General features: G+C 70.7%; 25 protein-coding genes and 1 tRNA gene. 13 read left to right on the top strand and 13 right to left on the bottom strand.

Annotated elements, in window-relative coordinates; translation table 11 throughout:
* Positions 1-7 precede the first annotated feature (7 nt).
* The 9 genes from ACFYRY_RS14385 to ACFYRY_RS14345 all read left to right on the top strand — a co-directional run bounded on the left by ACFYRY_RS14385 (position 8) and on the right by ACFYRY_RS14345 (position 10,523).
* Positions 8-313 carry a hypothetical protein gene (locus tag ACFYRY_RS14385; RefSeq protein ID WP_389144209.1) on the top strand — a complete coding sequence of 102 codons (306 nt, stop codon included), beginning with the start codon at positions 8-10 and terminating at the stop codon, positions 311-313.
* A 91-nt stretch (positions 314-404) separates the two neighbouring features.
* The gene (locus ACFYRY_RS14380) at positions 405-1,994 is read left to right on the top strand and encodes a hypothetical protein (RefSeq protein ID WP_389144206.1); all 1,590 of its coding nucleotides are present in this window, start codon (positions 405-407) and stop codon (positions 1,992-1,994) included.
* Between the two features lies 1 nt (position 1,995).
* Complete coding sequence (locus ACFYRY_RS14375; RefSeq protein WP_389144203.1) at positions 1,996-4,098, top strand: hypothetical protein; 2,103 nt, start codon at positions 1,996-1,998, stop codon at positions 4,096-4,098.
* Positions 4,099-4,329: 231 nt separating this feature from the next.
* Positions 4,330-4,641, top strand: coding sequence for a hypothetical protein (locus ACFYRY_RS14370; protein WP_389144200.1), 312 nt, complete (start codon positions 4,330-4,332; stop codon positions 4,639-4,641).
* 89 nt (positions 4,642-4,730) lie between these two features.
* The gene (locus ACFYRY_RS14365; protein ID WP_389144198.1) at positions 4,731-6,005 is read left to right on the top strand and encodes a DNA cytosine methyltransferase; all 1,275 of its coding nucleotides are present in this window, start codon (positions 4,731-4,733) and stop codon (positions 6,003-6,005) included.
* A gap of 89 nt (positions 6,006-6,094) precedes the next feature.
* Positions 6,095-6,967 (top strand): bifunctional DNA primase/polymerase, encoded by an 873-nt coding sequence (locus tag ACFYRY_RS14360; protein ID WP_389144195.1) that lies wholly within the window; start codon positions 6,095-6,097, stop codon positions 6,965-6,967.
* A gap of 2 nt (positions 6,968-6,969) precedes the next feature.
* Positions 6,970-8,445: an ATP-binding protein gene (locus ACFYRY_RS14355; protein WP_389146208.1), complete on the top strand. Its 1,476-nt coding sequence runs from the start codon at positions 6,970-6,972 to the stop codon at positions 8,443-8,445.
* A 448-nt stretch (positions 8,446-8,893) separates the two neighbouring features.
* Positions 8,894-9,082, top strand: a complete 189-nt coding sequence (locus tag ACFYRY_RS14350; protein ID WP_389144192.1) for a helix-turn-helix transcriptional regulator — start codon at positions 8,894-8,896, stop codon at positions 9,080-9,082.
* A 61-nt stretch (positions 9,083-9,143) separates the two neighbouring features.
* Positions 9,144-10,523 carry a tyrosine-type recombinase/integrase gene (locus tag ACFYRY_RS14345; RefSeq protein ID WP_389144189.1) on the top strand — a complete coding sequence of 460 codons (1,380 nt, stop codon included), beginning with the start codon at positions 9,144-9,146 and terminating at the stop codon, positions 10,521-10,523.
* A gap of 174 nt (positions 10,524-10,697) precedes the next feature.
* On the opposite strand, the gene ACFYRY_RS14340 is transcribed toward ACFYRY_RS14345, so the two are convergent.
* Positions 10,698-10,779, bottom strand: a tRNA-Tyr gene (locus ACFYRY_RS14340).
* Positions 10,780-11,012: 233 nt separating this feature from the next.
* Here ACFYRY_RS14340 and ACFYRY_RS14335 point away from each other — a divergent pair.
* Positions 11,013-11,501: a YajQ family cyclic di-GMP-binding protein gene (locus tag ACFYRY_RS14335; RefSeq protein WP_389144186.1), complete on the top strand. Its 489-nt coding sequence runs from the start codon at positions 11,013-11,015 to the stop codon at positions 11,499-11,501.
* Between the two features lie 374 nt (positions 11,502-11,875).
* On the opposite strand, the gene ACFYRY_RS14330 is transcribed toward ACFYRY_RS14335, so the two are convergent.
* Entirely contained in the window at positions 11,876-12,142 is a 267-nt protein-coding gene (locus ACFYRY_RS14330; RefSeq protein WP_389144183.1) for a GlsB/YeaQ/YmgE family stress response membrane protein, read from the bottom strand.
* 185 nt (positions 12,143-12,327) lie between these two features.
* Here ACFYRY_RS14330 and ACFYRY_RS14325 point away from each other — a divergent pair, with 185 nt between their 5' ends.
* Both ACFYRY_RS14325 and ACFYRY_RS14320 read left to right on the top strand, forming a co-directional pair.
* Positions 12,328-13,575 carry an APC family permease gene (locus ACFYRY_RS14325; RefSeq protein ID WP_389144180.1) on the top strand — a complete coding sequence of 416 codons (1,248 nt, stop codon included), beginning with the start codon at positions 12,328-12,330 and terminating at the stop codon, positions 13,573-13,575.
* A 166-nt stretch (positions 13,576-13,741) separates the two neighbouring features.
* Complete coding sequence (locus tag ACFYRY_RS14320) at positions 13,742-14,143, top strand: YccF domain-containing protein (protein ID WP_389144178.1); 402 nt, start codon at positions 13,742-13,744, stop codon at positions 14,141-14,143.
* A 20-nt stretch (positions 14,144-14,163) separates the two neighbouring features.
* On the opposite strand, the gene htpX is transcribed toward ACFYRY_RS14320, so the two are convergent.
* The 11 genes from htpX to ACFYRY_RS14265 all read right to left on the bottom strand — a co-directional run bounded on the left by htpX (position 14,164) and on the right by ACFYRY_RS14265 (position 25,069).
* Positions 14,164-15,027, bottom strand: a complete 864-nt coding sequence (gene htpX, locus ACFYRY_RS14315; RefSeq protein ID WP_389144175.1) for a zinc metalloprotease HtpX — start codon at positions 15,025-15,027, stop codon at positions 14,164-14,166.
* A gap of 183 nt (positions 15,028-15,210) precedes the next feature.
* Complete coding sequence (locus ACFYRY_RS14310; protein WP_389144172.1) at positions 15,211-16,734, bottom strand: NADH-quinone oxidoreductase subunit N; 1,524 nt, start codon at positions 16,732-16,734, stop codon at positions 15,211-15,213.
* Positions 16,731-18,305, bottom strand: a complete 1,575-nt coding sequence (locus ACFYRY_RS14305; protein WP_389144169.1) for a NuoM family protein — start codon at positions 18,303-18,305, stop codon at positions 16,731-16,733. The genes ACFYRY_RS14310 and ACFYRY_RS14305 overlap by 4 nt, the downstream gene beginning before the upstream one ends.
* A gap of 6 nt (positions 18,306-18,311) precedes the next feature.
* Positions 18,312-20,306 carry an NADH-quinone oxidoreductase subunit L gene (locus ACFYRY_RS14300; protein ID WP_389144166.1) on the bottom strand — a complete coding sequence of 665 codons (1,995 nt, stop codon included), beginning with the start codon at positions 20,304-20,306 and terminating at the stop codon, positions 18,312-18,314.
* A complete protein-coding gene (nuoK, locus tag ACFYRY_RS14295; RefSeq protein WP_389144163.1) occupies positions 20,303-20,704 on the bottom strand; it encodes an NADH-quinone oxidoreductase subunit NuoK in 402 nt (133 codons plus the stop codon). Before nuoK ends, ACFYRY_RS14300 begins: the two co-directional genes overlap by 4 nt.
* Positions 20,704-21,291, bottom strand: a complete 588-nt coding sequence (locus ACFYRY_RS14290) for an NADH-quinone oxidoreductase subunit J (RefSeq protein WP_389144161.1) — start codon at positions 21,289-21,291, stop codon at positions 20,704-20,706. Before ACFYRY_RS14290 ends, nuoK begins: the two co-directional genes overlap by 1 nt.
* Positions 21,288-21,863 (bottom strand): NuoI/complex I 23 kDa subunit family protein, encoded by a 576-nt coding sequence (locus tag ACFYRY_RS14285; protein ID WP_389144158.1) that lies wholly within the window; start codon positions 21,861-21,863, stop codon positions 21,288-21,290. Before ACFYRY_RS14285 ends, ACFYRY_RS14290 begins: the two co-directional genes overlap by 4 nt.
* Before the next feature lie 2 nt (positions 21,864-21,865).
* Positions 21,866-22,834 carry an NADH-quinone oxidoreductase subunit H gene (locus tag ACFYRY_RS14280; protein ID WP_389144155.1) on the bottom strand — a complete coding sequence of 323 codons (969 nt, stop codon included), beginning with the start codon at positions 22,832-22,834 and terminating at the stop codon, positions 21,866-21,868.
* Positions 22,831-24,051, bottom strand: coding sequence for an NADH-quinone oxidoreductase subunit C (locus ACFYRY_RS14275; protein WP_389144153.1), 1,221 nt, complete (start codon positions 24,049-24,051; stop codon positions 22,831-22,833). Before ACFYRY_RS14275 ends, ACFYRY_RS14280 begins: the two co-directional genes overlap by 4 nt.
* Entirely contained in the window at positions 24,048-24,686 is a 639-nt protein-coding gene (locus ACFYRY_RS14270) for an NADH-quinone oxidoreductase subunit B (RefSeq protein ID WP_389144150.1), read from the bottom strand. The genes ACFYRY_RS14275 and ACFYRY_RS14270 overlap by 4 nt, the downstream gene beginning before the upstream one ends.
* Positions 24,677-25,069: an NADH-quinone oxidoreductase subunit A gene (locus ACFYRY_RS14265; protein WP_356765892.1), complete on the bottom strand. Its 393-nt coding sequence runs from the start codon at positions 25,067-25,069 to the stop codon at positions 24,677-24,679. The genes ACFYRY_RS14270 and ACFYRY_RS14265 overlap by 10 nt, the downstream gene beginning before the upstream one ends.
* Positions 25,070-25,264: 195 nt before the next feature.
* Here ACFYRY_RS14265 and ACFYRY_RS14260 point away from each other — a divergent pair, with 195 nt between their 5' ends.
* Entirely contained in the window at positions 25,265-26,506 is a 1,242-nt protein-coding gene (locus ACFYRY_RS14260; protein ID WP_389144148.1) for a sensor histidine kinase, read from the top strand.
* Positions 26,507-26,544 lie beyond the last annotated feature (38 nt).

The following is a 26,544-nucleotide window of genomic DNA, read 5'->3' as shown; positions in this document are numbered from 1 at the left end:
AGTTCGAGTGAACACCACACGTCACCGCGCCCTGATCACGGGTGCAGTCACGGTCAGCGGAGCGCTGACCGTCGTGATCGGGGTGCGGCTGTCCGGCTACGGCGTGCCCCTCTCGCTGCTGCTGGCCTGCTGCCTGTCCTGCGTGACCACGTTCTCCAGCCTGCTGTTCAGCGTGATCGGCGCCTGGTCGACAAGCACTCACCGCTGCACGCGGCCCGGCTGCGACTTCCGCGTCAGCCTCACCCACGCGGACAGTGCGGAGAACCGGCGCTGGCAGGAGATCGCCGCACAGCACCCGCACCGCACCCACTGAACTACGGATTAACCGCGCGTTTCGGCAGGCCCGACCGGCAACTTCCTACGGCCCCGGTCGGGCCCTACTCCCCTTAAGGAGTGCTCACAGCATGACGGAACTCAGCACCGAGCCGGTAGCCGTTCAGGCTGCCCCGGCCACACCGCCCCCGCCCCCTGACACCCCGCCCACCGTGGCCGAGGACGTGAGGGAGGTGGAGCACACGCCCGGTGGGTGGCCCATCGTCCCGCTCGCCTTGTCCGGCGCGAACAGCACGGTGGGCGCGGTCGCCGCCGCTTCCCTGGCAGGCGGACCGATCGCCGCGGCGGTGGCTGCCACGGGGATGGTGGTCCTCGGTACGGTCGCCGCCACTCGTTCCCGCAAGCCGAGCCCGCGCCGCGAGGCTCGCCGGGCCGCGGCCCGCACGGCCGGCCGCAGGGCTGCACGCTCCGCAGGGCAGCGGAGCGCCGGTATGGGCACCCGCGCCAGCTCCGGGAACCGTTCGGCTGGCTCCCGTGCCGGCCGATCCGGGGGCCGCTCAGGCAGCGCGTCCGGCCAGCACCGCCGCGGCACAGGCACGGCTGCCCACCGCGCCGGCGCGAGCACCGGCACCGGCAAGAAGACGCACAGCAAAGCCGGTGGCGGTGCGGCCAAGCATGCGGCCGGTGCCGCGAAGCAGGCTGCGGGGCGGGTGGGGCAGGTCAAGGCCCTGCGAGCGGCGCAGAAGTCTGCAGGTGGATCCCATGGTGACAGGCGGGCGCAGACCACCGCGGCCCGCCGCGCGGTTGCCGATGCCCGCCGCAACGCCAAAGCCACAGCAGGCAAGGCAGGGGCGGGCAGGCGCGGGAGCGGCGGGGGCCGTCTGCTGGGTGGCGCCGTCCGTAAGGCCCGTGCCGCGCGGGATGCGGCGATCACCAAGAACCGGGCCAAGCGGGACGCCAAGGCAGGCGGCACGGTCGCAGCTCAGCGTGCCGCGGTCCGTAAGGCCCCGGCTCGCCGGGCGGCGCGTAAGGCACTGCGCCGGTCCGCGGCCCGCTTCCACGGCCGCCGCGTACTCGCCGCCCTGCTCTCCCTGCCGGTTGGGTTGCTGGGCTGCCTGACCACGCCCATCGGGCGCAAGTTCGATCTCCCGTGGCTGATGTACCCCGGCCGGCGCCTGTACTGGGCCATGGTCCGCACCGCCACGCAGCAGCGCGCCGCGCGAGACGAGACCGCCCGCGAGGACCTGCGCGAGCAGGAAGCCGCCGCGGACGCGCAGGCCGCCACGGACGGCACGGACGGCATCGCGGACAGCGTCGAACGGCCCGCGACCACGGTCCCCACCAGCACGAACACCCCCGCCAGTGAAGGAGAGCACGTGTCCGGTTTCCGGTTCGAAGAGGCCGCGGCCGAGATGGAGCAGGCCGCCAACCAGTACGACCCCGAGAACGCCATGGAGATCCTCGCCATGGTCGAAGGCCTCCCCGCCGCGCTGACCAGCGTCGCCAACGTCATGAAGATCCTCGCGGAGCGCTCCGACTCCGAGTTCCCGCTGGAGAAGGAAGTGGCGGACGGCTTCAACGACATCTTCGGCGCCGTGATGAGCGCGGTTGCGGTCGCGGAGGACATGGGCCCGCTGTTTAGGCAGGCCCACGCACAGGACATCGCCCGCCACGAGGACCCCCGCAACGGCACCGCGGCAGAGAAGGGCTGGAACGTCTGACATGAGCGCCACCGCCACCGCCAAGAAGCAGCAGAGCAGTGGCCCGGTGCTGGACTGGAGCGCCGGTCACGGACCCGTGACCGGCGCTCTGTCCGCCACCACCGGAGCCTTCGCCGTCGCCACCACCGGAGCGGCCACCGCCATGCCCCCCGGCTGGGCCCTCGCCGTCGGCGCCGCGGGCGCGCTCGGTCACACCGTCGTTGGCCTGCGGGTACGCAACGCCGGCCGCACCCTCGCCACCCGCGCCGCGTCCTGGCTGGTCGGCGCAGGCTGGACCACATGGGCCATGACCCACGGCCCGCTCACCTGGGCTGCACTCGGCTCCCTGGCCACCATCGGTGTGGGTATCGGGGCCGCCGCACGATCCAGCGCACTGTATGAAGAGGCGCGCGAGGAAGAGGCCCTCTCGGCTGAACAGCGGCAGGTCGCCGCGGAGTTGTCCGCGGAGCGCCGGGCGATCGCCGCGGAATGGGCCGAGCGTATCCAGCGCGTGTGCTCGGTCACCGTGCGCGTGCTCGGGGTCGAGATGTGGGAGACCGGCGCCGGGTTCTCCATCGACGCGGAACTCCCGCCCGGCGGCGCCACCTACGCCAAGATCGCCGCAGAGTCGGCGCGCCTGTCCGCGGACGCGCGGCTGCCGCACGGCTGCACCGCCACCGCTTCCCCCGGCATCCACCAGGGCCGCGTCATCATCGACGTGACCACGGTCAACGTGCTGGAGGAAGAGCGCACCTACCCCACCGACTACAGCGCCCTGTCCCTGCACACGGGCATCCCGTGGGGCTACCGCACCAACGCTCAGCAGATCCTCGCGTACCTGCGCGAGCAGTGCGCGCTGATCGTCGGTCCGACCGGTTCGGGCAAGACGAACATGGTGCACGCGATCCTCGCCGGGTTCGCCCGCGCCGAAGACGTCCTGACGTGGGTGATCGACCTCAACGCGGGCAGCGCGGGCCTGCCGTGGGTGCTGCCCGCCCTGAACGGGGAGATCGTGCGGGAGGACGGCAAGCCTGTGCGGCCCGGTATCGACTGGCTCGCCGGGACGTTCGACGAGGCCATGACGATGCTGGATGCGGCCGTGCGCGTGGCCAAGCAGCGCAAGATGGGCTACCAGGACCTGCTGTCCAAGGCCAACACGGACCTGTTGCCGATCAGCGCGCGGATTCCTCAGATCATGCTGGTGATCGATGAGGGCGCGGAGATCCTGGCCAGCCCCGACCGGCAGGTGCGCAAGCTCGGGGAGAAGATCCTGGAAGTCATCCGGATCGCCCGCGCCATGGGGGTGCGCACCGTGCTCACCGCGCTCGGGGCGACCGGGTCGGTGTTGAGCAACCTGATGATCCGCCGGGAGGCCAAGGTCCGCGTCGCCCTAACCGGGGGTGAGACCGAAGGCATGGACCTGAGCAAGATGTTCCCTGGCAGCCGCGGCCTGCGCGTGGACCAGGCCCCGTACAAGGGTGCCGGGTTCATGGGCACGCCGGAGTCGGCGGCCGCGTTGTTCAAGGCGTGGCGGATCCTCCCGAACCAGATCCGGGACATCATCGCCGCCACCTCCGACCGCCACCCCGTCCTCGACAGCGTGTCTGCCAAGGCCGCCGGGCCCGCCTACGCACGCCGCTGGGACGCTGAGCGCACCGCGTGGATGCGCGACCAGATCGCGACGGACGCCGATGCTGGCGACGTGGGGCCGGGCGGGCCGGGAGCGCTGCGCCTGTCCGCGCTGAGCCCTCAGCCGGAGTCGCCGGAGGAGGAGTTGGCGCGCCGGTTCCGTGAGGAGATCGACGCACAGTTCGGCACCGCACCCGACCCGCGCACCACCGACGAGGGCGACGGGCCGGACCGGTCGGCCGGACTGAACTTGTCGGCGCTGCGCGGGGAGCAGGACAGCCCCGCGCAACAGGCCGCGCTCGCCGCACTGCTCGCCGCCGGATCCGCAGGAACCGGAGCGTCCGCGATCGCCCGCGCGCTCACAGACCAGTACGGCACAACCCGTCAGACGGTCGTCGGCTGGCTGAAAACGTGGGTGGAGGACGGCATTGCCGTCCGCGTCGGTGAGGGCACCAAAGCCCGCTACATCCACCGCTCCCACGCGTCCGGCGACTGATCACTTGTCGCTTGTCGCCTCCCAGCTCACATGCCGCCTGCCGGGGCCTGGCGCCTCGGATACGGCTTGTGAGCTGGGAGGCGACAAGCGACAAGACAAGACAAGCGACAAGCCAGACGACAAGCCGCACGACAAGAGAGACGACAAGCACGCGACAAGCACACACCCACCCCGCACGGGCCCGCGCCACCTGTTGGCGCGGGCCCGCGGCACACCCCGAGGGAGCCAGAAATGAGCCAGCACAACCCGCACGGCCAGATGGCACCGCACATCCCCGCCGAGGTCTTCCAGCGCGCACAGGCGACCGGACAGCCGGTCGTGTTCGTCGTCAACGACACGCCCCCGGCCCGCTTCCCGTGGCAGCGGTTACTGATCCCGTTCGCCATCGCCGGGGCCGCCGCGCTCGGCACGTGGGGCGTGGTCGCCGCCCTGTGCTGGCTGATGGACGTCGCCGCCCACACCGCCACCGTCATCGCCGGCGCCGCCGGACCCATCGGGGTCGGCGGAGTCACGTTGAGGCTCGCCCGCAACAAGGGCGCCTAGCTACGCCAAGGGCGGCCCCTCCCTCTCGCCAAAGAAGCGGGGTCGCCCTTGCCAACCAGCATCCACTTACGGAACTGGAGACATCCAGCATGACCCATCACTCTGCCGCGCCACTGGAGGGCGGCAACATCAGCCTGTGCACCGGATCCAGTGCGCTGGACCAGGCCGTGGAAGCCGTCTCCGGCCTGCCCACGATCCTGGTCGGCGAGAAGGACCCGGCCGCGTCCCGACTGCTGGCCGCCCGACTGCCGCACGCCCCCAACCTGGGGGACATCACCGCCGTCGACTGGCCGGCGCTCGCCGCCGAGATCGCGCGCCCCAGGGCGCTGACCGCCGGGTTTCCCTGCCAGGACATCTCGAATGCCGGACCTCGGGGAGGAATCGCCGGTGACCGCTCCGGACTGTGGAAAACCATCGCCCGCGCCATTCGCCACCTTCGACCCCGCCTCGTCTTCCTGGAAAACGTCGCCGCCCTGCGAAGCCGGGGACTCGACGTCGTCGCCGCCGACCTGGCCGCGATCGGGTACGACGCGCGGTGGATGTGCCTACGCGCTGGAGATCCCGAAGTCGGCGCCTGCCACCGGCGAGATCGCTGGTTCGCCGTCGCGTATCCCGCTGCTGAAGACCCCCACCTCCCAGCTCGGGCGCAACGGGGGACCGCAGCACCCGGACAAGCGCAAGGCGGGCGGGCACGGGCCCACGCTGGAGGACGAAGTGGTCTTCTTGCTGCCCCCGACCGAGGCCTGAGGCTGCTGCCCACCCCGGCCGCCGCCGACGGAACCGGCGGCCCCGGCACCTCACCCAAGCGGCAGGGCGGGATGAACCTGCGCACCGCCGTCACGTTGCTGCCCACTCCCGCGGCCCGGGACTGGAAGTCGGGCGCCTCCAACCTGCTCGGCACCAACTCCCGCCCCCTGAACGAGGTGGTGGTCAATCTGCTGGCCACCCCGAAGGCGTCCGACGGACCGCACGGCGGGCCCAATCAGCGCGATGCGGCGGGGAACTACTACCTGCCCGGCCAGGCCGTGCGCCTGGACGGGCGGTGGGTGGCCACCAACGGCACCGACTACGGGCCCGCGATCCGGCGCTGGGAGCAAGTGCTGGGACGCCCCGCGCCCGAGCCGACCGAGCCGGGCGCGAAGGGAAACCGCCGGCTGTCCCCGGCGTTCGTGGAATGGATGATGGGCGCCGATCCCGGCTGGGTCACCGGCACCGATCTGGGTCTGTCCCGCTCCGATCAGCTCAAGATCCTCGGCAACGGCGTCGTCATCCACCAAGCCGCACTCGCCTACCGCACGCTGCTGGCCGCCCGCTCCGCACCCGAAGCCACAGAACGCTCCCAACTGGCCCTGGACATCGCCTAAGGACGCCAAGGGCGGCCCCTCCCTCTCGCCAAAGAAGCGGGGCCGCCCTTGCCAACCAGCATCCACCTACGGAACTGGAGACATCCAGAATGACCCAACCCACCGACATTCGGCGAGAGCGCCGGTACGACGGCATGAGGGAGCACCTGCGCACCGCGCTCGACCTGGCCGCCTCCGGTGTTCCGCCGCTGCCCCTGCGGGCGGGCAAGGTCCCGTTCGGCAACTGCCGCAGGTGCGCCAATAACGCCTGCGGGGGGCGACCCAACATGAAGACTCCCGGGCCCTGCGCCTGCCTCGCCCCCTGTCACGCGTGGGCCGCCGCGACCACCGACCCGGACGTCATCACCTCCGGACCCTGGCGCCACGCATGGCTGCGAGCCGAGGCGGTCGCCTACCACCCGGGCGGGGCGGGGCTGACCGTCGTGGACCTGGACAACGCCGACGCGATCGCATGGGCCCGCAAGAACCTGCCGACCACCCAGGTCGTGCCCACCACCCGGGGCGAGCATTGGCTCTACCTCGGTCGGATGCAGTCGGCCAACGCAGTCCGGCCTGGCGTGGACATCAAGTCGACCATGGCCTACGCCCGCTGGCTCGGGTCCGGCACCGGCACCATGGCCGCGCTGCCCGACGTCGTGCGCGCGCTCACCGCAGCCAAGCCCGCGGCCCCCGTACCCGTCAGGGTTCCCGCGCCGGTCGGGGGCGGGGAATGCCGCCACCGCACCCCCGCCTACCTCGAACGCGGGATCGCCATGGCCGTACAGCGCATCACCGAGACGTCCAGCGGCGTGCACACGGCCGTGTACCGGACGTTCCTGGCCGTGCTCTCCACGCACGGCCGGTGCGGCTGCCTCACCGAGGACCACATCGCCCGCCTGTTCACCGCCGCTCAGGCCAAGGGCGAGACCGCCCGGCACTGCACAGACGCGTGGACCAACGCGCGCACCACGTTGGGGCTTTGAGCATGGACGACGACGACAAGAACCCGGCCCGGAAGGTCATCGCGGACTACGCGCAAGAGCGCTTCCGCTACTTCCGCACCGCGGACGGCACCGTCTACGCACAGCGCAAGGGCCACCCCGTGGCCCGCCCTATCCGCTCCCAGGGCACCACCGGAAGCCACCGCCAAGAACTCATGGTCGGCCTGTTCAAGGACGGACTCGGCACGTTCAACGGCACCGCGATGAAGGAGGCACTCGACTTGATCGAAGCACTCGCCCTCACCGAGCAGGTCCAGCCCGTCCACATCCGCGTCGCCCCCGGCTTGGACGGGGCCACCTGGCTGGACCTGGGCCGCAACGACGGCCAGTCGATCCGCATCCACCCCACCGGCTGGGACATCCGCATCCCCGACCCAAGCGAAGTGTGCTGGCGGCGCACCCAGCTCACCGGCGAACTGCCCCTGCCCGCCAAGGACACCAACGGCAAGGGCATCGACGCGCTGTTCCGGCTGTGCAACTTCGCAGGCGCCGAGACCGAGTGCCTGGCCATGGCCTGGCTGATCGGCTGCCTGGAACCCTCCGTGCCCGTCCCCGCCCCCTTCCTCACCGGCCCCCAGGGCGCCGGGAAGTCCACCGGCGGGCGGATGCTGATCCGCCTCATCGAGGGCATGACCGGCGACCTGCGCCGCGCCCCGAAAGACGAGGACAACCTCATCGCGGCCGTGGCCGCGGGATGGGTCACCGCGCTCGACAACCTCTCCCACATGACCCCGGACCTGTCCGACGCCATGTGCTGCATCGTCACCGGAGCCGAGTCCGTCAAGCGGGCGCTGTTCACCGACGGAGACGTCTTCCGAGCCCGCTACCGCCGCCCCCTGCTCCTGACCGGCATCGACGTCGGCGTCATCCGCCCCGACCTCGCCGAACGCCTCCTGCCGCTCCGCCTGGAACGCCCTAAGGTGCGGCGCACCGAAGCGGAGCTGTGGACGGAGTACGCCCAAGCGCTGCCCGTCATGCTCGGCTCGCTGCTGGATTTGACCGTCAAGGTCCGCGCCGCCACCGCCGAGACACCAACCGACCTGCGGATGGCGGACTTCGCCCACCTATGCGCGCAGCTCGACCAAGCGATGGGCCTAGGGGCGCTGGCGGCCTACCGGGCCGGGCTGGACGACCTCAACGACGACGTCATCGAGGGCGACCTGCTCGCGCAGACCGTGCTGCAGTACGCGGCCGGCATGCAACCCGGGGCGCAGGAGCGGATGACGTCCGCGGAGTGGCTGCACCTCCTGACCCGGCTCTACAGCGGCGAGGACTGCCGCCCGCTGCCCAAGGGGTGGCCGACCACCGGCAAGGTCCTCTCCGACCGGCTCAAGCGCCTTCAGCCCACCCTCGCCGCCCGCGGCCTGGTCGTGGACTGGGGGCGCACCCGCGAGGCCCGCTACATCGAGCTCACCGAACCCGCGCCGGCACCCGGACCACAACAAGGTGCCGCGTTCTGAACACGGGGGTCACCGCACAACAGCAAGAAGAGCACCCGGCCCGACGCGGCGATGGGTGCTCCTCTTGCTGTTCGGTGCGCAGCACCGCCCGAAGGACGTGCCGCGCTGCGGCTCCTTCTTCGCGCTTGGAGCCGCGCACAACAACAGACACCACTCCCTCTTTTTCCTAAGTAGGGGAACGCTGCGTCACCTGCGTCACAAGCGATGGAAAACGGCCCCTGACCTGCCGGAAGAGCGTGACGCAGAGCCGATCCGTCTGCGTCATCGTGCGTCACCTGCGTCACGCCACCGTGACGCAGGTGACGCGGCAGTGACGCACCCCCGCCGTGCTGTGTCACGCATTCCCGCAGGTCAGAAGCCTGAATGACGCAGGTGACGCTGTGACGCAGAAATCCGAACCTCGGACAGGTGCCAGCCCGCCATGACCAGAGCCTCGAAGGAGTCGACTGTGGCACGCCCTCAGATGCTCAAGCTTCCCGAAGTCCTCGCAGAGATCAAGATGAGCCGCGCCGCCTTCTACCGCATGCGTGCCCGCGGCAAGGCTCCCAAGCTCATAAAGCTGCCGAACGGACAGATCCGGTGCCGTCGGGCCGACCTCGACGCGTGGTGGTCGTCCATGGAAGACGCTGCCGCCTGACCACCCCCAGCCCACACGAGACAAGAGGGGCCCGCTTCCGGCGGGCCCCTCTGGAGTTCATATGGCACTGACCTACGACGTTCGCCTCTACTCCATTGAGATCCGCAAGGATCGCCCGAAGCCCTACCGCCTGCGCTGGCTGGTCGGAGAGCGCAAGCACTCCAAGAGCTACACGCTCAAGGTCCAGGCGGAAGGCCGCCGTTCGGAACTCATGTCCGCAGTGCGCCGCGGCGACCAGTTCGACGAAGAGACGGGCCTGCCTGTATCCGAACTGCGCGCCAAGCACGGCTCCATCACGTGGTACGAGCACAGCCGCGCGTACATCGACCGCAAGTGGGCGCTGGCCCCGGCGAAGTCGCGGAAGAACTACGCCGATGCGCTGGCGACCATCACCCCCGCGCTCGTGAAGACCAAGACAGGTATGCCCGACACCGCGCTTATGCGGCGCGCCCTGTACGGGTGGGCCTACAACCGGAACCGCTGGAACGAGACCCCGCCGGACGATGTGGCCCGTGCCCTCACCTGGATCTCCAAGCACTCGATGCCGGTCTCCGCGCTGGAGGACCCGGCGACGGTGCGTCTGGCCCTGGATGCGCTGTCTCTACGGCTGGACGGTAAGGAGGCAGCGCCGCGCACGGCGAAACGAAAGCGGGCCTGCCTGAGCGACGTTCTCGGGCTCGCCGTGGAAGCGCAGTACTTCACCATGCCGGTCAACCCGATCACGGCCGTGAAGTGGACCGCCCCGAAGTCGGTGGAAGCGGTGGACCCCGAGAGCGTCGCCAACCCGCGCCAGGTCCGCGCGCTGCTGGCAGGGGTGCGTGAGCAGGGCCCGCGTGGCCGGCACCTGGAAGCGTTCTTCGGGTGCCTGTACTACGCGGCCATGCGTCCCGCTGAGGCCGCCGGACTGCGGGTGAGTCAGTGTCACCTCCCGGAGACGGGATGGGGGTTGCTCACCCTGCGGCAGGGGGTTGTGCGGGCCGGACGGAGCTGGACCGACGACGGGACGGCGCACGAGACGCGCCACCTCAAGGCCCGTGCCAAGAAGGATTCCCGTCCGGTGCCGATCCCGCCGCACTTCGTCCGCCTGCTGCGGCAGCACATCGCCACGCATGGCACGGCGCCCGATGGCCGGCTCTTCCGGACGAACCGCAACGGCCTGCTACAGGAAACCGGCTACGGGGAGGTGTGGGCGAGGGCCCGGAAAGACGTGCTGAGTGAAGCGGAGACGGTCTCGCTGCTGGCTCGCCGCCCCTACGACCTGCGGCACGCCGGAGTGTCGTTCTGGCTTAGCTCCGGGGTGGACGCTATGGAGTGTGCCCGCCGCGCGGGACACAGCATCGCGGTGTTGCACAAGGTGTACGCCAAGGTGCTGGATCAGACTCGGGAGCACGCGAACAGTCGGATCGATGCGGCCCTGCGGGAGTGGAACGAACCTGAGTGATCATGCTCTCCCCCGGGGGACACCTGGGGGACACGCACTGATCAAAGCTGGGATACGGGCGGCACGAGGTGAGACACGTCCGCGCCCCGTCCACGAGGCATCGCACGGAGACCGCTAACAAGAAACCCCCTCTGACCAGCGGTGAATGCTGGTCAGAGGGGGTTTTCCCCAATGTGGCGGCGCCAGGATTCGAACCTGGGAAGGCTGAGCCGGCAGATTTACAGTCTGCTCCCTTTGGCCGCTCGGGCACACCGCCGGGGTTGCTGCCCTTCGAACCGCTTTTCGGCGGCGCTCCGTGGCAACGACGTAAACAATACCTGATGCGGTGGGGTGCTTCGCCACCCGATTGATCTGCGCTCGGACGCCGGTGGGTGGCTAGGCTTGTCCGGATGCGGCCCGGGACTGCCGGGCTCGGCGCCCGCCCCCACGTACGCCGATACATACCTGTACGCACCCCGATACGCACCCCGATACAAGGAGCCACAGGACATGGCCGACTCCAGTTTCGACATCGTCTCGAAGGTCGAGCGGCAGGAGGTCGACAACGCCCTCAACCAGGCCGCCAAGGAGATCTCGCAGCGCTACGACTTCAAGGGCGTGGGTGCCTCGATCTCGTGGTCCGCCGACAAGATCCTGATGGAGGCGAACTCCGAGGACCGGGTGAAGGCGATCCTCGACGTGTTCCAGTCCAAGCTGATCAAGCGGGGGATCTCGCTGAAGGCGCTGGACGCGGGTGAGCCTCAGCTCTCCGGCAAGGAGTACAAGATCTTCGCGTCGATCGAGGAGGGCATCTCCCAGGACAACGCGAAGAAGGTGGCGAAGATCATCCGCGATGAGGGCCCGAAGGGCATCAAGGCCCAGGTGCAGGGCGACGAGCTGCGGGTCAGCTCGAAGAGCCGCGACGATCTGCAGACTGTCATCGCCCTCCTGAAGGGCAAGGACTTCGACTTCGCTCTGCAGTTCGTGAACTACCGGTAGCCACCGTCGAGCGATCGCCGGAGGGTGTGACCTGGGCTGCTCGCCCTCGTCGCACCCTCTTCTTCTGCGGGAGGTAGGTGCGGCAACAGAGTCGGCCGGAGCGTCATCCTCGCCGGTACCGGCGATCTGACCGCGCGGCACCCGGACCGCGGACAGCGGCAGCTTCTCAGCTGACCGCGTACCCGCTGCCGTAGCGCCTCCGCCGCCCGCTCCAGGTCCAGCACACCGCCCAGGAACCGCCGGTCCTGCTCGTCGGGATGCTCTCCCCGACACCGAGGTGCGCGATGCCGGGACGAATGGCTCATCCCGTGCCGGGTCTTCTGTCTCCGCAACTCCGCGACCAGCACCTGCCTTAGAGGCCTGTCGCGGCGCGCTCAGTCGCGTGAGTTGCCGAACAGCAGGCGGTAGAGGACGAGGAGGACGAGCGAGCCGCCGATCGCCGCCGCCCAAGTGGCGCCGTCGTAGAAGTCCTTGCTGATCGGGTGGTCGAGCCAACGGGCCGAGATCCAGCCGCCGAGGAAGGCGCCCACGATCCCGATGATGGTCGTACCGACGAAGCCGCCCGGGTCACGGCCCGGCAGCAGGAACTTGGCGATGGCTCCGGCCAACAGGCCGAGGATGATCCAGCTGATGATGCTCATGCCCTGAACCTGCCCTTCCGTTCTGTGCCCGTGCTGTCCCGGCGCTGTGATCTCGGTCGCTGCGGGCCGGGTCGCTGCGGGCTGGGTGTGTGCGCTGTGCGCGTCGCGCGAGTCTTCATGCCGTGTTGGTGAACAGGACGACAGGGCTGCACCCACCGGTTGCAGCGGTCAGTAGGGTGCCGCACATGACAGGTTCGGGCGCTGAACTGCGGCGCACCCTCGGGGTGGGCGACGCGGTCGTCATCGGCCTCGGTTCGATGATCGGCGCCGGGATCTTCGCCGCCCTCGGGCCCGCGGCACGCGCGGCCGGCTCCGGGCTGCTGCTCGGGCTGGCGGTCGCCGCCGTGGTCGCGTACTGCAACGCCACCTCGTCGGCGCGGCTGGCCGCCCTGTACCCCGTGTCCGGCGGCACCTATGTGTACGGGCGCGAGCGGCTCGGGCCGTTCTGGGGTTATCTCGCGGGCTGGTCGTTCGTGGTCGGGAAGACCGCCTCGTGCGCGGCGATGGCGCTCACCGTGGGCGCGTACGTCTGGCCGGGACAGGCGCACGCGGTCGCGGTCGCCGCCGTGGTGGCGTTGACCGCGGTGAACTACGGCGGCGTCCAGAAGTCCGCCTGGCTGACCCGGGCGATCGTGGCGGTGGTACTGGCTGTCCTGGCCGCCGTGGTGGTCGTGTCGCTGGGGTCGGGAGCGTCCGACGCCGGACGGCTGGACATCGGGGCGTCGGACGGTGTGGGCGGGATCCTTCAGGCGGCCGGCCTGCTGTTCTTCGCGTTCGCCGGGTACGCGCGCATCGCGACCCTGGGCGAGGAGGTGCGGGACCCGGCGCGCACCATCCCCCGCGCGATCCCGCTGGCCCTGGGGATCACGCTGGCCGTGTACGCGTGCGTGGCGGTGGCCGTCCTGTCCGTCCTGGGGGCGGGGGGCCTCGGACAGTCGGTCGCTCCACTGGCGGACGCGGTGCGTGCGGCGGGGGTGCCGGGACTGGTCCCGGTGGTACGGGTGGGCGCCGCCGTGGCCGCGCTGGGCTCCCTGCTCGCCCTGATCCTGGGCGTCTCCCGGACGACGCTGGCCATGGCCCGGGACGGGCACCTGCCCGCCGTGCTGGCCACCGTGCATCCGCGCTTCCAGGTCCCGCACCGGGCGGAGCTGGCGGTGGGCGCGGTGGTCGCCGTGCTGGCCGCCACGGTGGACGTACGGGGTGCGATCGGCTTCTCGTCCTTCGGTGTGCTGGCGTACTACGCGGTGGCCAACGCGTCGGCCTGGACGCTCTCCCGGGCTCCGGCGGCCCGCCTGACGCCGGCGGTGGGCCTGCTCGGCTGCGTGGTCCTGGCGTTCGCGCTTCCGGCGGTCTCGGTGGCGGTGGGGGCGGGAGTGCTGGCGGTCGGCGTGGTGGCGTACGGGGTACGGCGGTGGGGGGCGGGGCGGGGATAGGTCCCTTGGCCGGGGGCGGAGACGCTCCTGGACACGCTCCTCGCCATCGTCTCCCGATGGTCCCGATCACGCCACAGGGCCGTTTGCGGTTTCTGTTGAGCACATGACCAGCTGATACTGGGTTTGGCAGGCAGTGTCGGCGACGCTACTTCGAGAGGTGTCGATCATGAACCCGTTCAACCTGCTGTTGAACATCCTGTGGCTGATCTTCTGCGGGATCTGGATGGCGATCGCGTACGCCGTGGCCGCGCTGGTGTGCTTCATCCTGATCGTCACCATCCCGTTCGGCATCGCGTCGCTGCGTATCGCGGGCTTCGTGCTGTGGCCGTTCGGCCGGACCACGGTGGAACGGCGGGACGCGGGGGCGGGGTCGTTCGTCGGCAACGTGATCTGGGTGATTTTCGCGGGCTGGTGGCTGGCCCTGGGACACCTGGTCACGAGCATCCCGCTGTTCCTGTCCATCATCGGCATCCCGTTCGGGTGGGCCAACCTGAAGCTCATCCCGATCTCCCTCATGCCGCTGGGACGTGAGGTGGTCGAGTCGGATCAAGGGTTCGCCAACCGTTGAGCCACGACGTCATCACGACGTCATTGGGGGCGACCCGCCATCTTCTCGAGACGGGCGATGCGTTCCGCCATCGGCGGATGGGTCGAGAACATCTTGGAGAACCCCTGACCCGGACGAAAGGGGTTGGCGATCATCATGTGGCTCGCCGTCTCGATGCGGGGTTCCGGGGGCAACGGGAGCTGCTTGGTGCCCGTTTCGAGCTTGTTCAGGGCGCTGGCGAGGGCGAGCGGGTCGCCGGTGAGCTGGGCGCCTGAGGCGTCGGCCTCGTACTCCCTGGAGCGGCTGATGGCCAGTTGGATGAGGGTGGCGGCGAGCGGGCCCAGGATCATGATCAGCAGCATGCCGAGGAGGCCGGGGCCCTCGTCGTCGTCGGAGCGGCCGATCGGGATCAGCCAGGCGAAGTTGACCAGGAACATGATCACGGAGGCGAGGGCGCCGGCGACCGAGGAGATCAGGATGTCGCGGTTGTAGACGTGACTGAGCTCGTGGCCGATGACGCCGCGCAGTTCGCGCTCGTCCAGGAGACGCAGGATGCCGTCGGTGCAGCACACCGCGGCGTTGCGCGGATTGCGGCCGGTCGCGAAGGCGTTGGGTGCCTCGGTCGGGGAGATGTACAGCCGCGGCATGGGCTGTCGGGCCTGGGTGGAGAGCTCGCGGACCATGCGGTACAGGGCGGGGGCCTCGAACTCGCTGACCGGGCGGGCGCGCATCGCGCGTAGAGCCAGCTTGTCGCTGTTCCAGTACGCGTACGCGTTGGTCCCGAGGGCGACGACGACCGCGATGACGAGCCCCGCGCGGCCGAAGAAGGCACCGATGACGATGATGAGTGCGGACAGTCCCCCGAGGAGTACTGCGGTCCTGAGCCCGTTGTGCCGGCGGTGCACGGTACGCCCTCCAAGTCGTACAGCAGGGGAACCCTTTGCTTGGTGATCTTCCTTGCTGATCAGCTGTACCACTGGTGTCGCGGTGTCACGCCCAGTGGACCCTCCCGTTGTGGTGAACGCCAGGCGAGGGCCACTAGTTCCCTTGTGCGTCCGGGGGCCCTCGGCGGCCCTCCGGACGACGGGTCAGAACAGACCGGTGTCGGCGAAGCGCAGGACCAGCTGCGGGGCCCCGGAGAGGGCGACGGCGAGGACGCCGGTGAGGGCGATCGCGGCGGTGAGGGGAGCGGGCAGCCGGTGCTTGACGGGCTCGCCCTCCGGGGCGCGGAACAGCAGGCTCGTCCACTGGAGGTAGTAGAACAGCGCGATCACGACGTTCACGGCCATGACCACGGCGAGCCAGCCGAGGCCCGCGTCGACGGCCGCCGAGAAGACGGTGACCTTCGCGAAGAGGCCGATGATGCCCGGCGGCAGTCCGGCCAGGCTCAGCAGGAAGAAGGCGAGGAGGAGCGCCGCGAGGGGGTTCGAGGCGTACAGGCCGCGGTAGTCGGAGATGCGGTTGAGGGACTTCGTACGGCCGACGAGTGCGGCCACCGCGAAGGCGCCCAGGTTCACGGCGCCGTACATGAGGGCGTACGCGACGGTGGAGCCGATCGAGCGCTCGGCGTCGTGGGAGTACCCGGCCGCGGCGATCGGGACGAGGAGGTACCCGGCCTGGCCCACCGAGGACCAGGCGAGCAGGCGTACCGCGCTGTAGGCGCGGGTGGCCTGCTGGCGGAGGGCGCCGACGTTGCCGACGGTCATGGTGAGGGCGGCCAGCGCGGCGAGGGCCGGGCCCCAGACGTCGCCGTACGACGGGAGGGCGACGACGGTGATGAGGATGAGGCCGGAGAAGCCGACGGCCTTGCCGACGACCGACAGGTAGGCGGCGATCGGGAGGGGCGCTCCCACGTAGGTGTCGGGCACCCAGAAGTGGAAGGGCACGGCGGCCGTCTTGAAGGCGAAGCCGATGAGGGTGAGGACGACGCCGGTCTGGGTGAGGGTGTGCAGCTGCCCGTCGACGTGCTGGATGCGCTCGGCGACCTGGGTGAGGTAGAGGGTGCCGGTGGCGGCGTACACGAAGCTGATGCCCATCAGGCTGACCGCGGTGGCGGTGACCGAGGACAGGAAGAACTTCAGGGCCGCTTCGGAGGACTTCCTGTCACCGTGCCTGAGGCCGACGAGGGCGAAGGCGGGCAGGGAGGCGACCTCCAGGGCGACGATCAGGGTCGCGAGGTCGCGGGAGGCGGGCAGGAGGGCCGCTCCGGCCGCGGAGGACAGCAGCAGGAACCAGTACTCCCCGTCGGGGAGTTGCTTGTCGGCGTCCTTGAGGGCGGTGACCGACAGGAGGGCGGCGAGGAGGGCACCGCCGAGGACCAGGAGCTGGAGGACGAGGGTGAAGCGGTCGGCCGTGTAGCTGCACACGTCGGCGTCGCCCGTCAGGCAGAAGGTGCTGCGGTCGCCGTCCAGGAGGGGCAGCAGCATGAGGGCCGAGGCGGCGAGGCCCGCGACCGACAGCCATCCGAGCAGCGCCTTCTTGTGCTCGCCGACGAACAGGTCGGCGACCAGGACGACGAGTGCGACGACGGCCGTGATGGTGGGCGGGGCGATGGCGAGCCAGTCGACTGACTGGACGAGCGTCGCGGCCGCAGGCTGGGCCAGGGAGCTCATCGGGTGCCTCCTGCGAGGAGTTGCTGCACGGCCGGGTCGGTCAGGCCGAGGAGGGCCCTGGGCCAGAGACCGGCGACGACGGTGAGGGCGACGAGCGGGGTCCACGCCGCGAACTCGTAGCTGCGCACATCGGTGAGTTTCGGGGCTTCCTGCGGTACGGCGCCCATGCAGACGCGGCGGACCACGATGAGCATGTACGCGGCCGTCAGCAGGGTGCCGAAGGCGCCGATCGACATGAAGGTGAGGAAGGCGGCGCGGTTGAGGCCGGCGGCGGGCTCGAACGCGCCGAACAGCGCCAGCATCTCGCCCCAGAACCCGGCGAGGCCGGGCAGTCCGAGCGAGGCGACCGCGGCGAAGGCCAGCAGGCCCCCGAGGCGGGGGGCCTTGCCGTAGAGCGCGGCGCCGGTCTTGTCGGAGAGGGCGTCGAGGTCGGTGCTGCCGGTTCGGTCCTTCACCGCGCCGACCAGGAAGAAGAGGAGGCCGGTGATGAGGCCGTGGGCGATGTTGGCGAACAGCGCGCCGTTCACGCCGGTCGGGGTCATGGTCGAGATGCCGAGGAGGACGAAGCCCATGTGGCCGACGGAGGAGTAGGCGATGAGGCGTTTGAGATCGCCCTTCGCGCCCCGCTTGGCGAGGGCCAGGCAGGCCAGGGATCCGTAGATGATGCCGACCACGGCGAAGGCGGCGAGGTAGGGCGCGAAGGTGCGGAAACCGTCCGGCGCGACCGGCAGCAGGATCCGGACGAACCCGTACGTACCCATCTTCAGCAGGACACCGGCCAGTAGGACCGAGCCGACGGTCGGGGCGGCGGTGTGGGCGTCCGGCAGCCAGCTGTGCAGCGGCCACATCGGGGTCTTGACCGCGAGCCCGATCCCGATCGCGAGAACGGCGATGACCTGCACGGATGTGGTCAGCGAGCGGCCGTTGTCAGTGGCGAGTGCCACCATGTCGAATGTGCCCGCCCTGATTCCGATCAGGAGCAGGCCGAGCAGCATGACGACGGAGCCGAGCAGGGTGTAGAGGATGAACTTCCAAGCCGCCTGGGTCCGTTGCTCACCGCCCCAGCGGGCGATGAGGAAGTACATCGGGATGAGGACCATCTCGAAGGCGAGGAAGAAGAGCAGCAGGTCGAGGACGGCGAAGGTGGCGAGGGTGCCGGACTCGAGGACGAGCAGCAGGGCGACGAAGGCCTTCGGGGAGCCGCCCGCGGGCGGCTTGAAGTAGGAGTAGAGCGCGCAGAGGAAGGTCAGCAGCGCGGTCAGGACCAGAAGGGGGAGGGAGATGCCGTCGATGCCGAGGTGGATCCGCACGTCGAGTGCGGGGATCCAGCTGATGTCGGTCGTGGCCTGCATCTTCGAGGGGTGGTCGTGGTCGAAGCCGAGCGCGAGGACGGTCGCGGCGATGAGGATCACGCCGGTGACCGTCACACCGTGCCGCAGCGCGGCCTGCTCGGGTGACTTCCCCTTCAGTCCGGGCGGGGCGGGCAGGAGAGCGGCGACGGCGCCGAGGAGCGGGCCGACGACGATCAATGCCAGAAGGAACTGCATCACGGACTCGTTGATATCGATCACGCCTGCTCACGCTCCGGTGGCGACGAGGACGGCGGCGACCACCAGGACGACGGTGCCGGCGAGCAGCGCGCTCACATAGGTCTGCAGATTGCCGGTCTGGGCACGTCGTACGGCGGCCCCGAGCAGCCGGGGCAGCGCGCCCGCGCCGCGTACGTAGGTCTCGACGACCTCGCGGTCGAGGAACCGGACGAGGGTGGCTCCGGCCTGGACCGGGCGGACGAAGAGGGCCGAGTACACGGCGTCGAGGTGGAAGCCGACGGCCGCGTGGCGGTGCAGCGGGCCGAGCAGGAGCCGTGCGGGGTCCGACGGGTCGGGTGCGTGGGCCACGTCTCCGTAGGCGGGCCGGTGGCTGGCGATGGCCTCGGCCTCCACCTGGCCGGCGTCCCGCTCGGGGTGGGCGGCGACCGCGCCCAGCGGGACCCGGGCCGCGAGTTGGGTGGTGTGCCGCCAGGCCGCGTAGGTGACCAGGCCGCCGACCAGGGCCACGCCCGTGCCGAGGACGGAGGTGGCGAGGGTGGGGGTGAGGTCTCGGCCGTCGAACCAGTCGGGCAGCGTGCGGTAGGCGAGCGCGCCGACGGCGAGGGACGGGACGGCCAGGACCCACAGCACCACGGTCATGGTGAGGGGCTGCCTGCCGTGGTCGGGGGCCTCGGCACCCCGGCCGAAGAAGGCGAGCAGCCACAGCCGGGTCGCGTAGGCGGCGGTGAGCAGGGCGGTGAGGAGCCCGGCGACGAGGACGGTCCAGCCGGCCGCGCCGGGGGCCTGCTCGGTGTGTCCGGTGGCCACGTGCTCGGCGGCGCCGAGGACGGACTCCTTGGAGAAGAAGCCGCTGAACGGCGGGATGGCGGCGAGCGCGAGGAGCGCCACGGTCATCGTCCAGAAGGCGTCGGGGACGCGGTGGCGCAGGTCGCTCATGCGGGACATGGCGGCCAGCGAGTTGGTACCGGCGGCGTGGATGATCACGCCGGCCGCGAGGAACAGCAGCGCCTTGAAGGCGCCGTGCGCAAGGAGGTGGAAGACGGCGGCTGAGCGGTCGCCGACGGCGAGGGCGCCGGTCATGTAGCCGAGCTGACCGATCGTCGAGTAGGCGAGGACGCGCTTGATGTCGTCCTGGGCCAGGGCGGCGAGGGCCGAACCGGCCATGGTGACGGCGGCCATGACGGCGAGGACGACCATCGCGGCCCGGGAGGCCTCGAAGACGGGGAGGAGTCGGGCGACGAAGTAGACGCCGGCCGCGACCATGGTCGCCGCGTGGATCAGCGCGGAGACGGGGGTGGGGCCCGCCATCGCGTCGGGGAGCCAGGTGTGCAGCGGGAACTGCGCCGACTTGCCGGCCACTCCGGCCAGGAGCAGCAGGGCGATGAGGGTCGGGTGGTCGAGTCCGCCGTGGGCGACGGCGCCGAGGACCTTCGTGATCTGGAAGGAACCGGCGTCGGTGGCGAGGGCGAACAAGCCGATGAGGAAGGGGACGTCACCGAGCTTGGTCACGAGGAAGGCCTTGAGGGAGGCGGCGCGGGCCTCCGGGGTCTCCCAGTAGTGGCCCACAAGGAAGTACGAGCAGATGCCCATGACCTCCCAGCCGACCAGCAGCAGCATCAGGTCGCCGGAGTAGACGACGAGCAGCATCGCGGAGGTGAAGAGGGAGACGAGGGCGGCGTACGAGGGGTAGCGCGGGTCGTCGCGCAGATAGCCCGTCGAGTAGATCTGCACGCAGGCGGCCACGAAGGCGACCAGGACGGCGACGAGGGCGGCGAAGCCGTCGATGTCGAGGGCGAGTTCGATCGGGACTGAGCCGGTGGGGGTGAGTTCGGTGGCGGCCTCGATGGTGTGGCCGCCGCCCTGGCGTACGGCGACGACCACGGCGAGGCCGAGGGAGGCGAGGACCGGCAGGACGGCGAGGGGGCGGATGAAGCCGGGGGCGGTGCGGCCCAGGAGCAGTCCGGCCGCGGCGCCGAGGAACGGAAGGAGGGGGACGAGGACGGCGAGGGTGGTCGTGGTCACGCGCTGGCCTCAGCCTTCTCGGCGGCCGTCCCGGTCGTGGGGGGGCCCCCGTCGGAGTCGTCGGCCGGGTCGCTCTCGTGGCCCTCGGCGGTGTCGCGCAGCTTGTCGATGTCCGCGGTGCCGCGGTTGCGGTGGACGGCGAGGACGATCGCCAGGCCGATGCCGATCTCGGCTGCGGCGATGGCGATGGTGAACAGGGTCAGAGCCTGGCCGGAGTGCAGGGTCTCCTGGGCTGCCCGGCTGAGCCAGACGTCGAAGGCGACCAGGTTGAGGTTGACGGCGTTGAGCATCAGCTCGACCGACATCAGGACCAGGATCGCGTTGCGGCGGGCGAGGACGCCGTACAGGCCGGTGCAGAAGAGGAGAGCGGACAGGACGGCGGGATAGACGAGGTGCATCAGCGGGCGCCTTCCTGGTCGGCCTCGGCGGTGTCGGCTCGGGTCGCGTCGGCCTTCGCCTTGCGGGACAGGACGATCGCGCCGACGAGGGCGGCGAGGAGGAGGACGGACAGGGCCTCGAAGGGGAGCACCCAGTTCTGGAAGAGGCTGGAGCCGGTGGCCTCGGTGGAGCCGGCGGGGGGCCCGTCCAGGTCGATCCAGGTCGCGCGGAAGGCGTCGACGACGACCCAGACCAGGGCGGCGGCCGCGGCGACGGCCACGGTGAGGGCGGCCCAGCGGTTGCCGGAGTCGGCGTCCGGGGAGCGGCCGATCGGAGCCCTGGTGAGCATCAGACCGAACAGGAGCAGGACGACGACGGAACCGACGTAGATGAGGACCTGTACCCAGGCGATGAACTCGGCGGTGAGCAGGAGGTATTCGACGGCGAGGCCGCCGAGGGCGACCACCAGCCACAGGGCGGCGTGCACCAGTTGCCTGGTGGTGACCGTGACCAGCGCTGCGCCGAAGGTGACCAGGCCGACCAGGAGGAACGCGATCTCGACGCCGGTCGGGGAGAGGAAGCCGTGGGTCTCGGTGGCAAGGCTCACGGTGTCCCCTCCGGCGGCTCGGCCTGCGCGGCCGCCAGCTTCTCGGCGGTCTTACGGGCGGCCGCGATCTCCTTGGGTTCCTCCGCGCCGGGGTCGAGGGCGGGCGGGGCCGGGACGGTCCACATCCACTCGCGGAGCTTGTCGCGTTCGTGGGTGAGTTCGTGGATGTCGGTCTCGGCGTACTCGAACTCCGGGGACCAGAACAGGGCGTCGAAAGGACACACCTCGATGCAGATACCGCAGTACATGCAGAGGGAGAAGTCGATGGCGAAGCGGTCGAGGACGTTGCGGCTCCGTTCGCGGCCGCCCGGTGCCGCCGGCGGGACCGTCTCCTTGTGGGAGTCGATGTAGATGCACCAGTCCGGGCACTCGCGGGCGCACAGCATGCAGACCGTGCAGTTCTCCTCGAACAGGCCGATGACGCCGCGGGTGCGGGGCGGCAGGTCGGGCTGGGTGTCCGGGTACTGCTCGGTGACGGTCTTCTTCGTCATCGTGCGCAGGGTGACGGCCAGGCCCTTGGCGAGGCCTGAGCCGGGGATGCGGGGCCGGGTGGGCGGGAGAGGCTCGGCCATGGTTACTGGATCACCACCTTGACGATGCCGGTGAGGGCGATCTGGGCGAGGGACAGGGGGACCAGGAGGGTCCAGGAGAGCTTCTGCAGCTGGTCCTCGCGCAGTCGGGGGTAGGTGACGCGGAGCCAGATCACGACGAAGGCGAGGACGGCGGTCTTCAGCAGGGTCCAGACCCAGCCGAGGCCGTCGGCGCCCCAGGGACCGTGCCAGCCGCCCAGGAAGAGAACGGTGGTCAGGCCGCACAGGACGACGATTCCGGCGTACTCGGCGAGCAGGAACAGGGCGAAGCGGAGGCCGGTGTACTCGGTGTAGGCGCCGAAGATGATCTCGGAGTCGGCGACCGGCATGTCGAAGGGGGGCCGCTGGAGTTCGGCGAGGCCGGCGACGAAGAAGACGATCGCGCCGACGATCTGCCAGGGCAGCCACCACCACTCGAAGGCGTCCAGGATCCCGGGGAGCGACACCGTCCCGGCGGCCATCGCCACCGAGGCGGCGGTGAGCAGCATCGGGAGTTCGTAGGCGAGGAGCTGAGCGGCGGTGCGGAGGCCGCCGAGGAGGGAGAACTTGTTGGCGGAGGCCCAGCCGGCCATGAGCGAGCCGAGGACACCTACGCCCATCACGGCCAGGACGAAGAACACACCCGCGTCGACGACCTCGCCGACGGCGCCCTCGCCGGGGCCGATGGGGATGGCCAGGAGGACCAGCAAGTAAGGGAGGAGGGCCACGGCCGGGGCGAGTTGGAAGATACGGCGGTCCGCGCCCGCCGGGACGATGTCTTCCTTCTGCGCGAACTTCACGCCGTCCGCGACGAGTTGGGCCCAGCCGTGGAAGCCGCCGACGTACATCGGGCCGAGGCGGCCCTGCATGTGGGCCATCACCTTGTGCTCGGTCTGCCCGATGATCAGCGGGAAGGTGAGGAAGACGCCGAAGACGACCAGGAGTCGCAGGGCGACATCGAACGCGTCATTCACTGCGAGCCTCCTTCGGAGTCTTCGGGGGCTTCGGAGTCTTCGGGGGCTTCGGTGTCTTCGGGGACGTCGGGTGCTTTGGGGGGTTCGGCGGGGCCGTTCGGTTCCGGTTCGTCGAAGGTCGGGCGGGCGTGGTGCCAGGGGGCGTCCGAGGTGCGGGGGCTCCTGGAGGGACGGTCGGGTGTGTCCTCGGCCGGGGGCTGCGTGCGCCGCGACGCGGAGCCCTCACCGGCGCTGCGGGCACGTCGGGCCGGGCCGGAACCGGGGCCTTCGCCCGTACCGGTGCCGGTCCCGCCCTGCTGACTTGCCGAGCCTTCCGAGGCCGAGCGCGCGCGACGCGGACGGGTTGGCGCGGCGGCATCGGCCGACGCGTCTGGTGCACCTGGCGCGTCTGGTGCACCTGGCGCGCCTGCGGCGGACCGTGCGCCCGGAGCCGACGGTGCGTCCACCGTCGGGGGCGTCCCCTCCCGGTCCTCCACCGGCGACTCCCCCGGCTGACGCGTCGATCCCCCCGTCTGGCTCGCCGATCCCTCCGACGCCGAGCGCGCGCGGCGTACCGGACGCTCGCCCGCCGCGCGAGCCGGGCGCTCCGGCGTCGCGCGCCCCGCGCCCCGGGCCGGGCGGGCCGGGGCCGGTGGGAGCTGGCCCTTCTGCGGGCCCCACTCGTTCGGGTCGGGGACGCCCGGGGGAAGCATCTGGCGGCGTTTGGGGGCACCGTGTGCCCCGCCCGCCGCGGACTCCCCCGGTTCCTTCGCGCCGGGCCAGGCCTTGGCGACGCGGGCGGCCAGGACGAAGTCCTTGCGGAGGGGATGGCCTTCGAAGCCCTCGGGAAGCAGGAGATGGTCCAGGGAGGGGTGGCCCTGGAAGTCGACGCCGAACATTTCGTGCGTCTCACGTTCGTGCCAGGCCGCGCCCGCGAACACGTTCACCGCGCTCGGCAGGACAGGGGCCTCGTGCGGAACCGTCGTACGCAGCAGAAGTCGCCGTACCGGGGAGAGCGCCACCACGTGCGCCGCGACACGGAAGCCCGCGCCCGGTTCGTCGACCGCGCTCAGCCAGTCGAAGTAGGTGCAGGCCAGACGGTCGCGGGCCACCTCCAGCGCGGCGAGCCAGGACGCCGGCGGTACGTCGACCGTCAGCACCTCGTACGACTCCTCGGCCGTGGCCTGCGTACCGAACAATTCCTCGACCGGAGCGGGCAGCCAGCCGACCCCGGTCATCGCCCCTCCCCCGAACCGGAACCCGAACCGGACCCTGCCCCCGGCCCCCGTACCAGCCCACTCGTCAGCGCCGCCGCCGAAGGGCGCCCCGTGCCAGACCCGGACCCGGACCCGTACCGCTCTCCCAGCGACTCCCGCGCGATCTTCTCCTGGAGCTTGAGGATCCCCTGGAGCAGCGCCTCGGGGCGGGGCGGGCAGCCCGGGACGTAGACGTCCACCGGGATGATCTGGTCGACGCCCTTGGTGACGGAGTACGAGTCCCAGTACGGCCCGCCACAGTTGCTGCACGCGCCGAACGAGATCACGTACTTCGGTTCGGGCATCTGCTCGTACAGGCGCTTCACGGCCGGCGCCATCTTGTCCGTGACCGTGCCGGAGACCACCATCAGGTCGGCCTGGCGGGGGCCGGGCGCGAAGGGGATCACGCCGAGGCGGATGAAGTCGTGGCGGGCCATCGACGCGGCGATGAACTCGATCGCGCAGCAGGCGAGGCCGAAGTTGAAGACCCACAGGGAGTAGCGGCGGCCCCAGTTCAGGACCACCTTCATCGGCTCGGGGGCCAGCCGTGCGAGGGCACCCAGCCGCTTCGGCTCCGGAAGCAGAACGGGCTCGGGAGGAGTGGGGGTCACGTCCATGTCAGGACGCCCTTCTTGTATGCGTACAGCAGGCCCACGGCGAGGAAGCCGAGGAAGATGAACATCTCCACGAGGGTGGTCGCGCCATAGCCGGGAGCGGCGAACACCGTGGCCCAGGGGAACAGGAAGATCGAGTCGACGGCGAAGATGACGTACAGGAAGGCGTAGACGTAGTAGCGGACCTGGGTGTGCGCCCAGCCCTCGCCGACGGGGTCGACTCCGCACTCGTACGTCAGGAGCTTCTCGGGGGTGGGGACCACGGGCCGCAGCAGGCGTCCGGCGCCGAAGGCGACCGCGACGAACAGCACGCCGACGACGGCGAGCAGCCCGACGACCGAGTACGACTGGAAGTAGTCCGCCGCGACAGCGGTCGGTTCCCGCACGGTCCGTCCCTCGCTCCCTGTGAACGCTGCTGTTAGACGATCTGTACGCACCGGAGTCTAGGCCCTGCTAAAGGGAGCGTAAGCAGCCCGTCTGGCCTGAGGAAAGCCTTGGATGGCCGGGGTGGGGTTTTCCCCCGTGCGTGGCGGCGGTCCGCCTCATGGCGCGGTGGGCCGACGCACGGCACGCTGACCCGTATGACCGAACGTCTCTCGGCCTCGAGCCCCTACGGGGAGGCGGACAGCGACCGCCTGCCACCGGCCCGTCTCGCCTTCCCCCGGCACACCTGGAAGGAGATCGCGCACCTGCTGGCGAACTTTCCGGCGGCGCTGATCGGATTCGTCTACGTCGTGACGACGCTCTCCCTCGGAGCGGGGCTGACCGTCACGGCGATCGGACTGCCGCTGCTCGCCCTCGCGCTGACGGGCGCCCGTCAGCTGGGCAGGCTGGAGCGGGCGCGGGCCAGGGCGCTGCTCGGGGTGCGGGTGGACGAGCCGAGCCCGCTGCCGTGGGGCAGGAGGGGCGGCGGATTCCTCCAGCGGCTGTGGACGGGGCTGAAGGATCCGGTCGGCTGGCGGACGATGCTGTACGACTTCATCCGGCTGCCCTGGGGCATTTTCACCTTCGCCTTCACCCTGGCCTCGCTGTTCGTGCTGTGGCCGGTGCTGCCGCTGATCGCGCGGGGACTGACCAATGTCGACCGGGCGATGGTGCGCGGTCTGCTGTCGCCCTCCGACGAACTGGAGCGGCGGATCACCGAACTGGAGTCCGACCGGGGTGTCGTCGTCGACACGGCCGCCGCCGATCTGCGGCGCATCGAGCGCGATCTGCACGACGGCGCGCAGGCCCGGCTGGTCAATCTGGCGATGGGGCTGGGCATGGCCAAGGAGAGGCTGCTGGAGGGGCAGGCCGACGACAAGGTCGTGGCGGCGATGGTCGAGGAGGCGCACGGCGAGGTGAAGCTCGCGCTGCAGGAGCTGCGGGACCTCGCCCGCGGCATCCACCCCGCCGTCCTGACCGACCGCGGTCTGGACGCCGCGCTGTCCTCCGTCGCCTCGCGGTGCACGGTGCCGGTGAAGGTGACGGCGGACCTGGACGCCAGACCGGTCGCCGCCATCGAGGGCATCGCCTACTTCACCGTCTCGGAGCTGCTGCAGAACGTCAGCAAGCACAGCGGGGCGCGATCGGCGTCGGTGGACGTGTGGCGGTCGGACGACCGGCTGCTGATCCAGGTGTGGGACGACGGCCGCGGCGGTGCCCGCCTCGACGGCGGTACGGGCATGCGTGGCCTCGCCGACCGCCTGGACGCCGTGGACGGCCTCTTCGTCATCGACTCACCCCCGGGCGGCCCGACGGTCGTCACCGCGGAGCTGCCCTGGCGGGACCGCGACGAGGCCTCCGGCGCCGGCGGGTCCCGCGGGCACGCCGGTAAGCGGTAGGCGGTAGGGAAAACCCCCCTTCCGAGACGCCGACGGAC

The sequence above is a fragment of the Streptomyces sp. NPDC005263 genome, from assembly GCF_042872365.1.
Taxonomy (GTDB): domain Bacteria; phylum Actinomycetota; class Actinomycetes; order Streptomycetales; family Streptomycetaceae; genus Streptomyces.
This window is presented reverse-complemented; position numbering and strand designations above follow the sequence as displayed.

Excerpts from the sequence above, each read along its gene's own strand:
- ACFYRY_RS14380 (WP_389144206.1), top strand. The coding sequence starts at position 405 with ATGACGGAACTCAGCACCGAGCCGGTAGCCGTTCAGGCTGCCCCGGCC.
- ACFYRY_RS14375 (WP_389144203.1), top strand. The coding sequence starts at position 1,996 with ATGAGCGCCACCGCCACCGCCAAGAAGCAGCAGAGCAGTGGCCCGGTG.
- ACFYRY_RS14370 (WP_389144200.1), top strand. The coding sequence starts at position 4,330 with ATGAGCCAGCACAACCCGCACGGCCAGATGGCACCGCACATCCCCGCC.
- ACFYRY_RS14365 (WP_389144198.1), top strand. The coding sequence starts at position 4,731 with ATGACCCATCACTCTGCCGCGCCACTGGAGGGCGGCAACATCAGCCTG.
- ACFYRY_RS14360 (WP_389144195.1), top strand. The coding sequence starts at position 6,095 with ATGACCCAACCCACCGACATTCGGCGAGAGCGCCGGTACGACGGCATG.
- ACFYRY_RS14355 (WP_389146208.1), top strand. The coding sequence starts at position 6,970 with ATGGACGACGACGACAAGAACCCGGCCCGGAAGGTCATCGCGGACTAC.
- ACFYRY_RS14345 (WP_389144189.1), top strand. The coding sequence starts at position 9,144 with ATGGCACTGACCTACGACGTTCGCCTCTACTCCATTGAGATCCGCAAG.
- ACFYRY_RS14335 (WP_389144186.1), top strand. The coding sequence starts at position 11,013 with ATGGCCGACTCCAGTTTCGACATCGTCTCGAAGGTCGAGCGGCAGGAG.
- ACFYRY_RS14330 (WP_389144183.1), bottom strand. The coding sequence starts at position 12,142 with ATGAGCATCATCAGCTGGATCATCCTCGGCCTGTTGGCCGGAGCCATC.
- ACFYRY_RS14325 (WP_389144180.1), top strand. The coding sequence starts at position 12,328 with ATGACAGGTTCGGGCGCTGAACTGCGGCGCACCCTCGGGGTGGGCGAC.
- ACFYRY_RS14320 (WP_389144178.1), top strand. The coding sequence starts at position 13,742 with ATGAACCCGTTCAACCTGCTGTTGAACATCCTGTGGCTGATCTTCTGC.
- ACFYRY_RS14310 (WP_389144172.1), bottom strand. The coding sequence starts at position 16,734 with ATGAGCTCCCTGGCCCAGCCTGCGGCCGCGACGCTCGTCCAGTCAGTC.
- nuoK (WP_389144163.1), bottom strand. The coding sequence starts at position 20,704 with ATGCACCTCGTCTATCCCGCCGTCCTGTCCGCTCTCCTCTTCTGCACC.
- ACFYRY_RS14285 (WP_389144158.1), bottom strand. The coding sequence starts at position 21,863 with ATGGCCGAGCCTCTCCCGCCCACCCGGCCCCGCATCCCCGGCTCAGGC.
- ACFYRY_RS14275 (WP_389144153.1), bottom strand. The coding sequence starts at position 24,051 with ATGACCGGGGTCGGCTGGCTGCCCGCTCCGGTCGAGGAATTGTTCGGT.
- ACFYRY_RS14270 (WP_389144150.1), bottom strand. The coding sequence starts at position 24,686 with ATGGACGTGACCCCCACTCCTCCCGAGCCCGTTCTGCTTCCGGAGCCG.
- ACFYRY_RS14260 (WP_389144148.1), top strand. The coding sequence starts at position 25,265 with ATGACCGAACGTCTCTCGGCCTCGAGCCCCTACGGGGAGGCGGACAGC.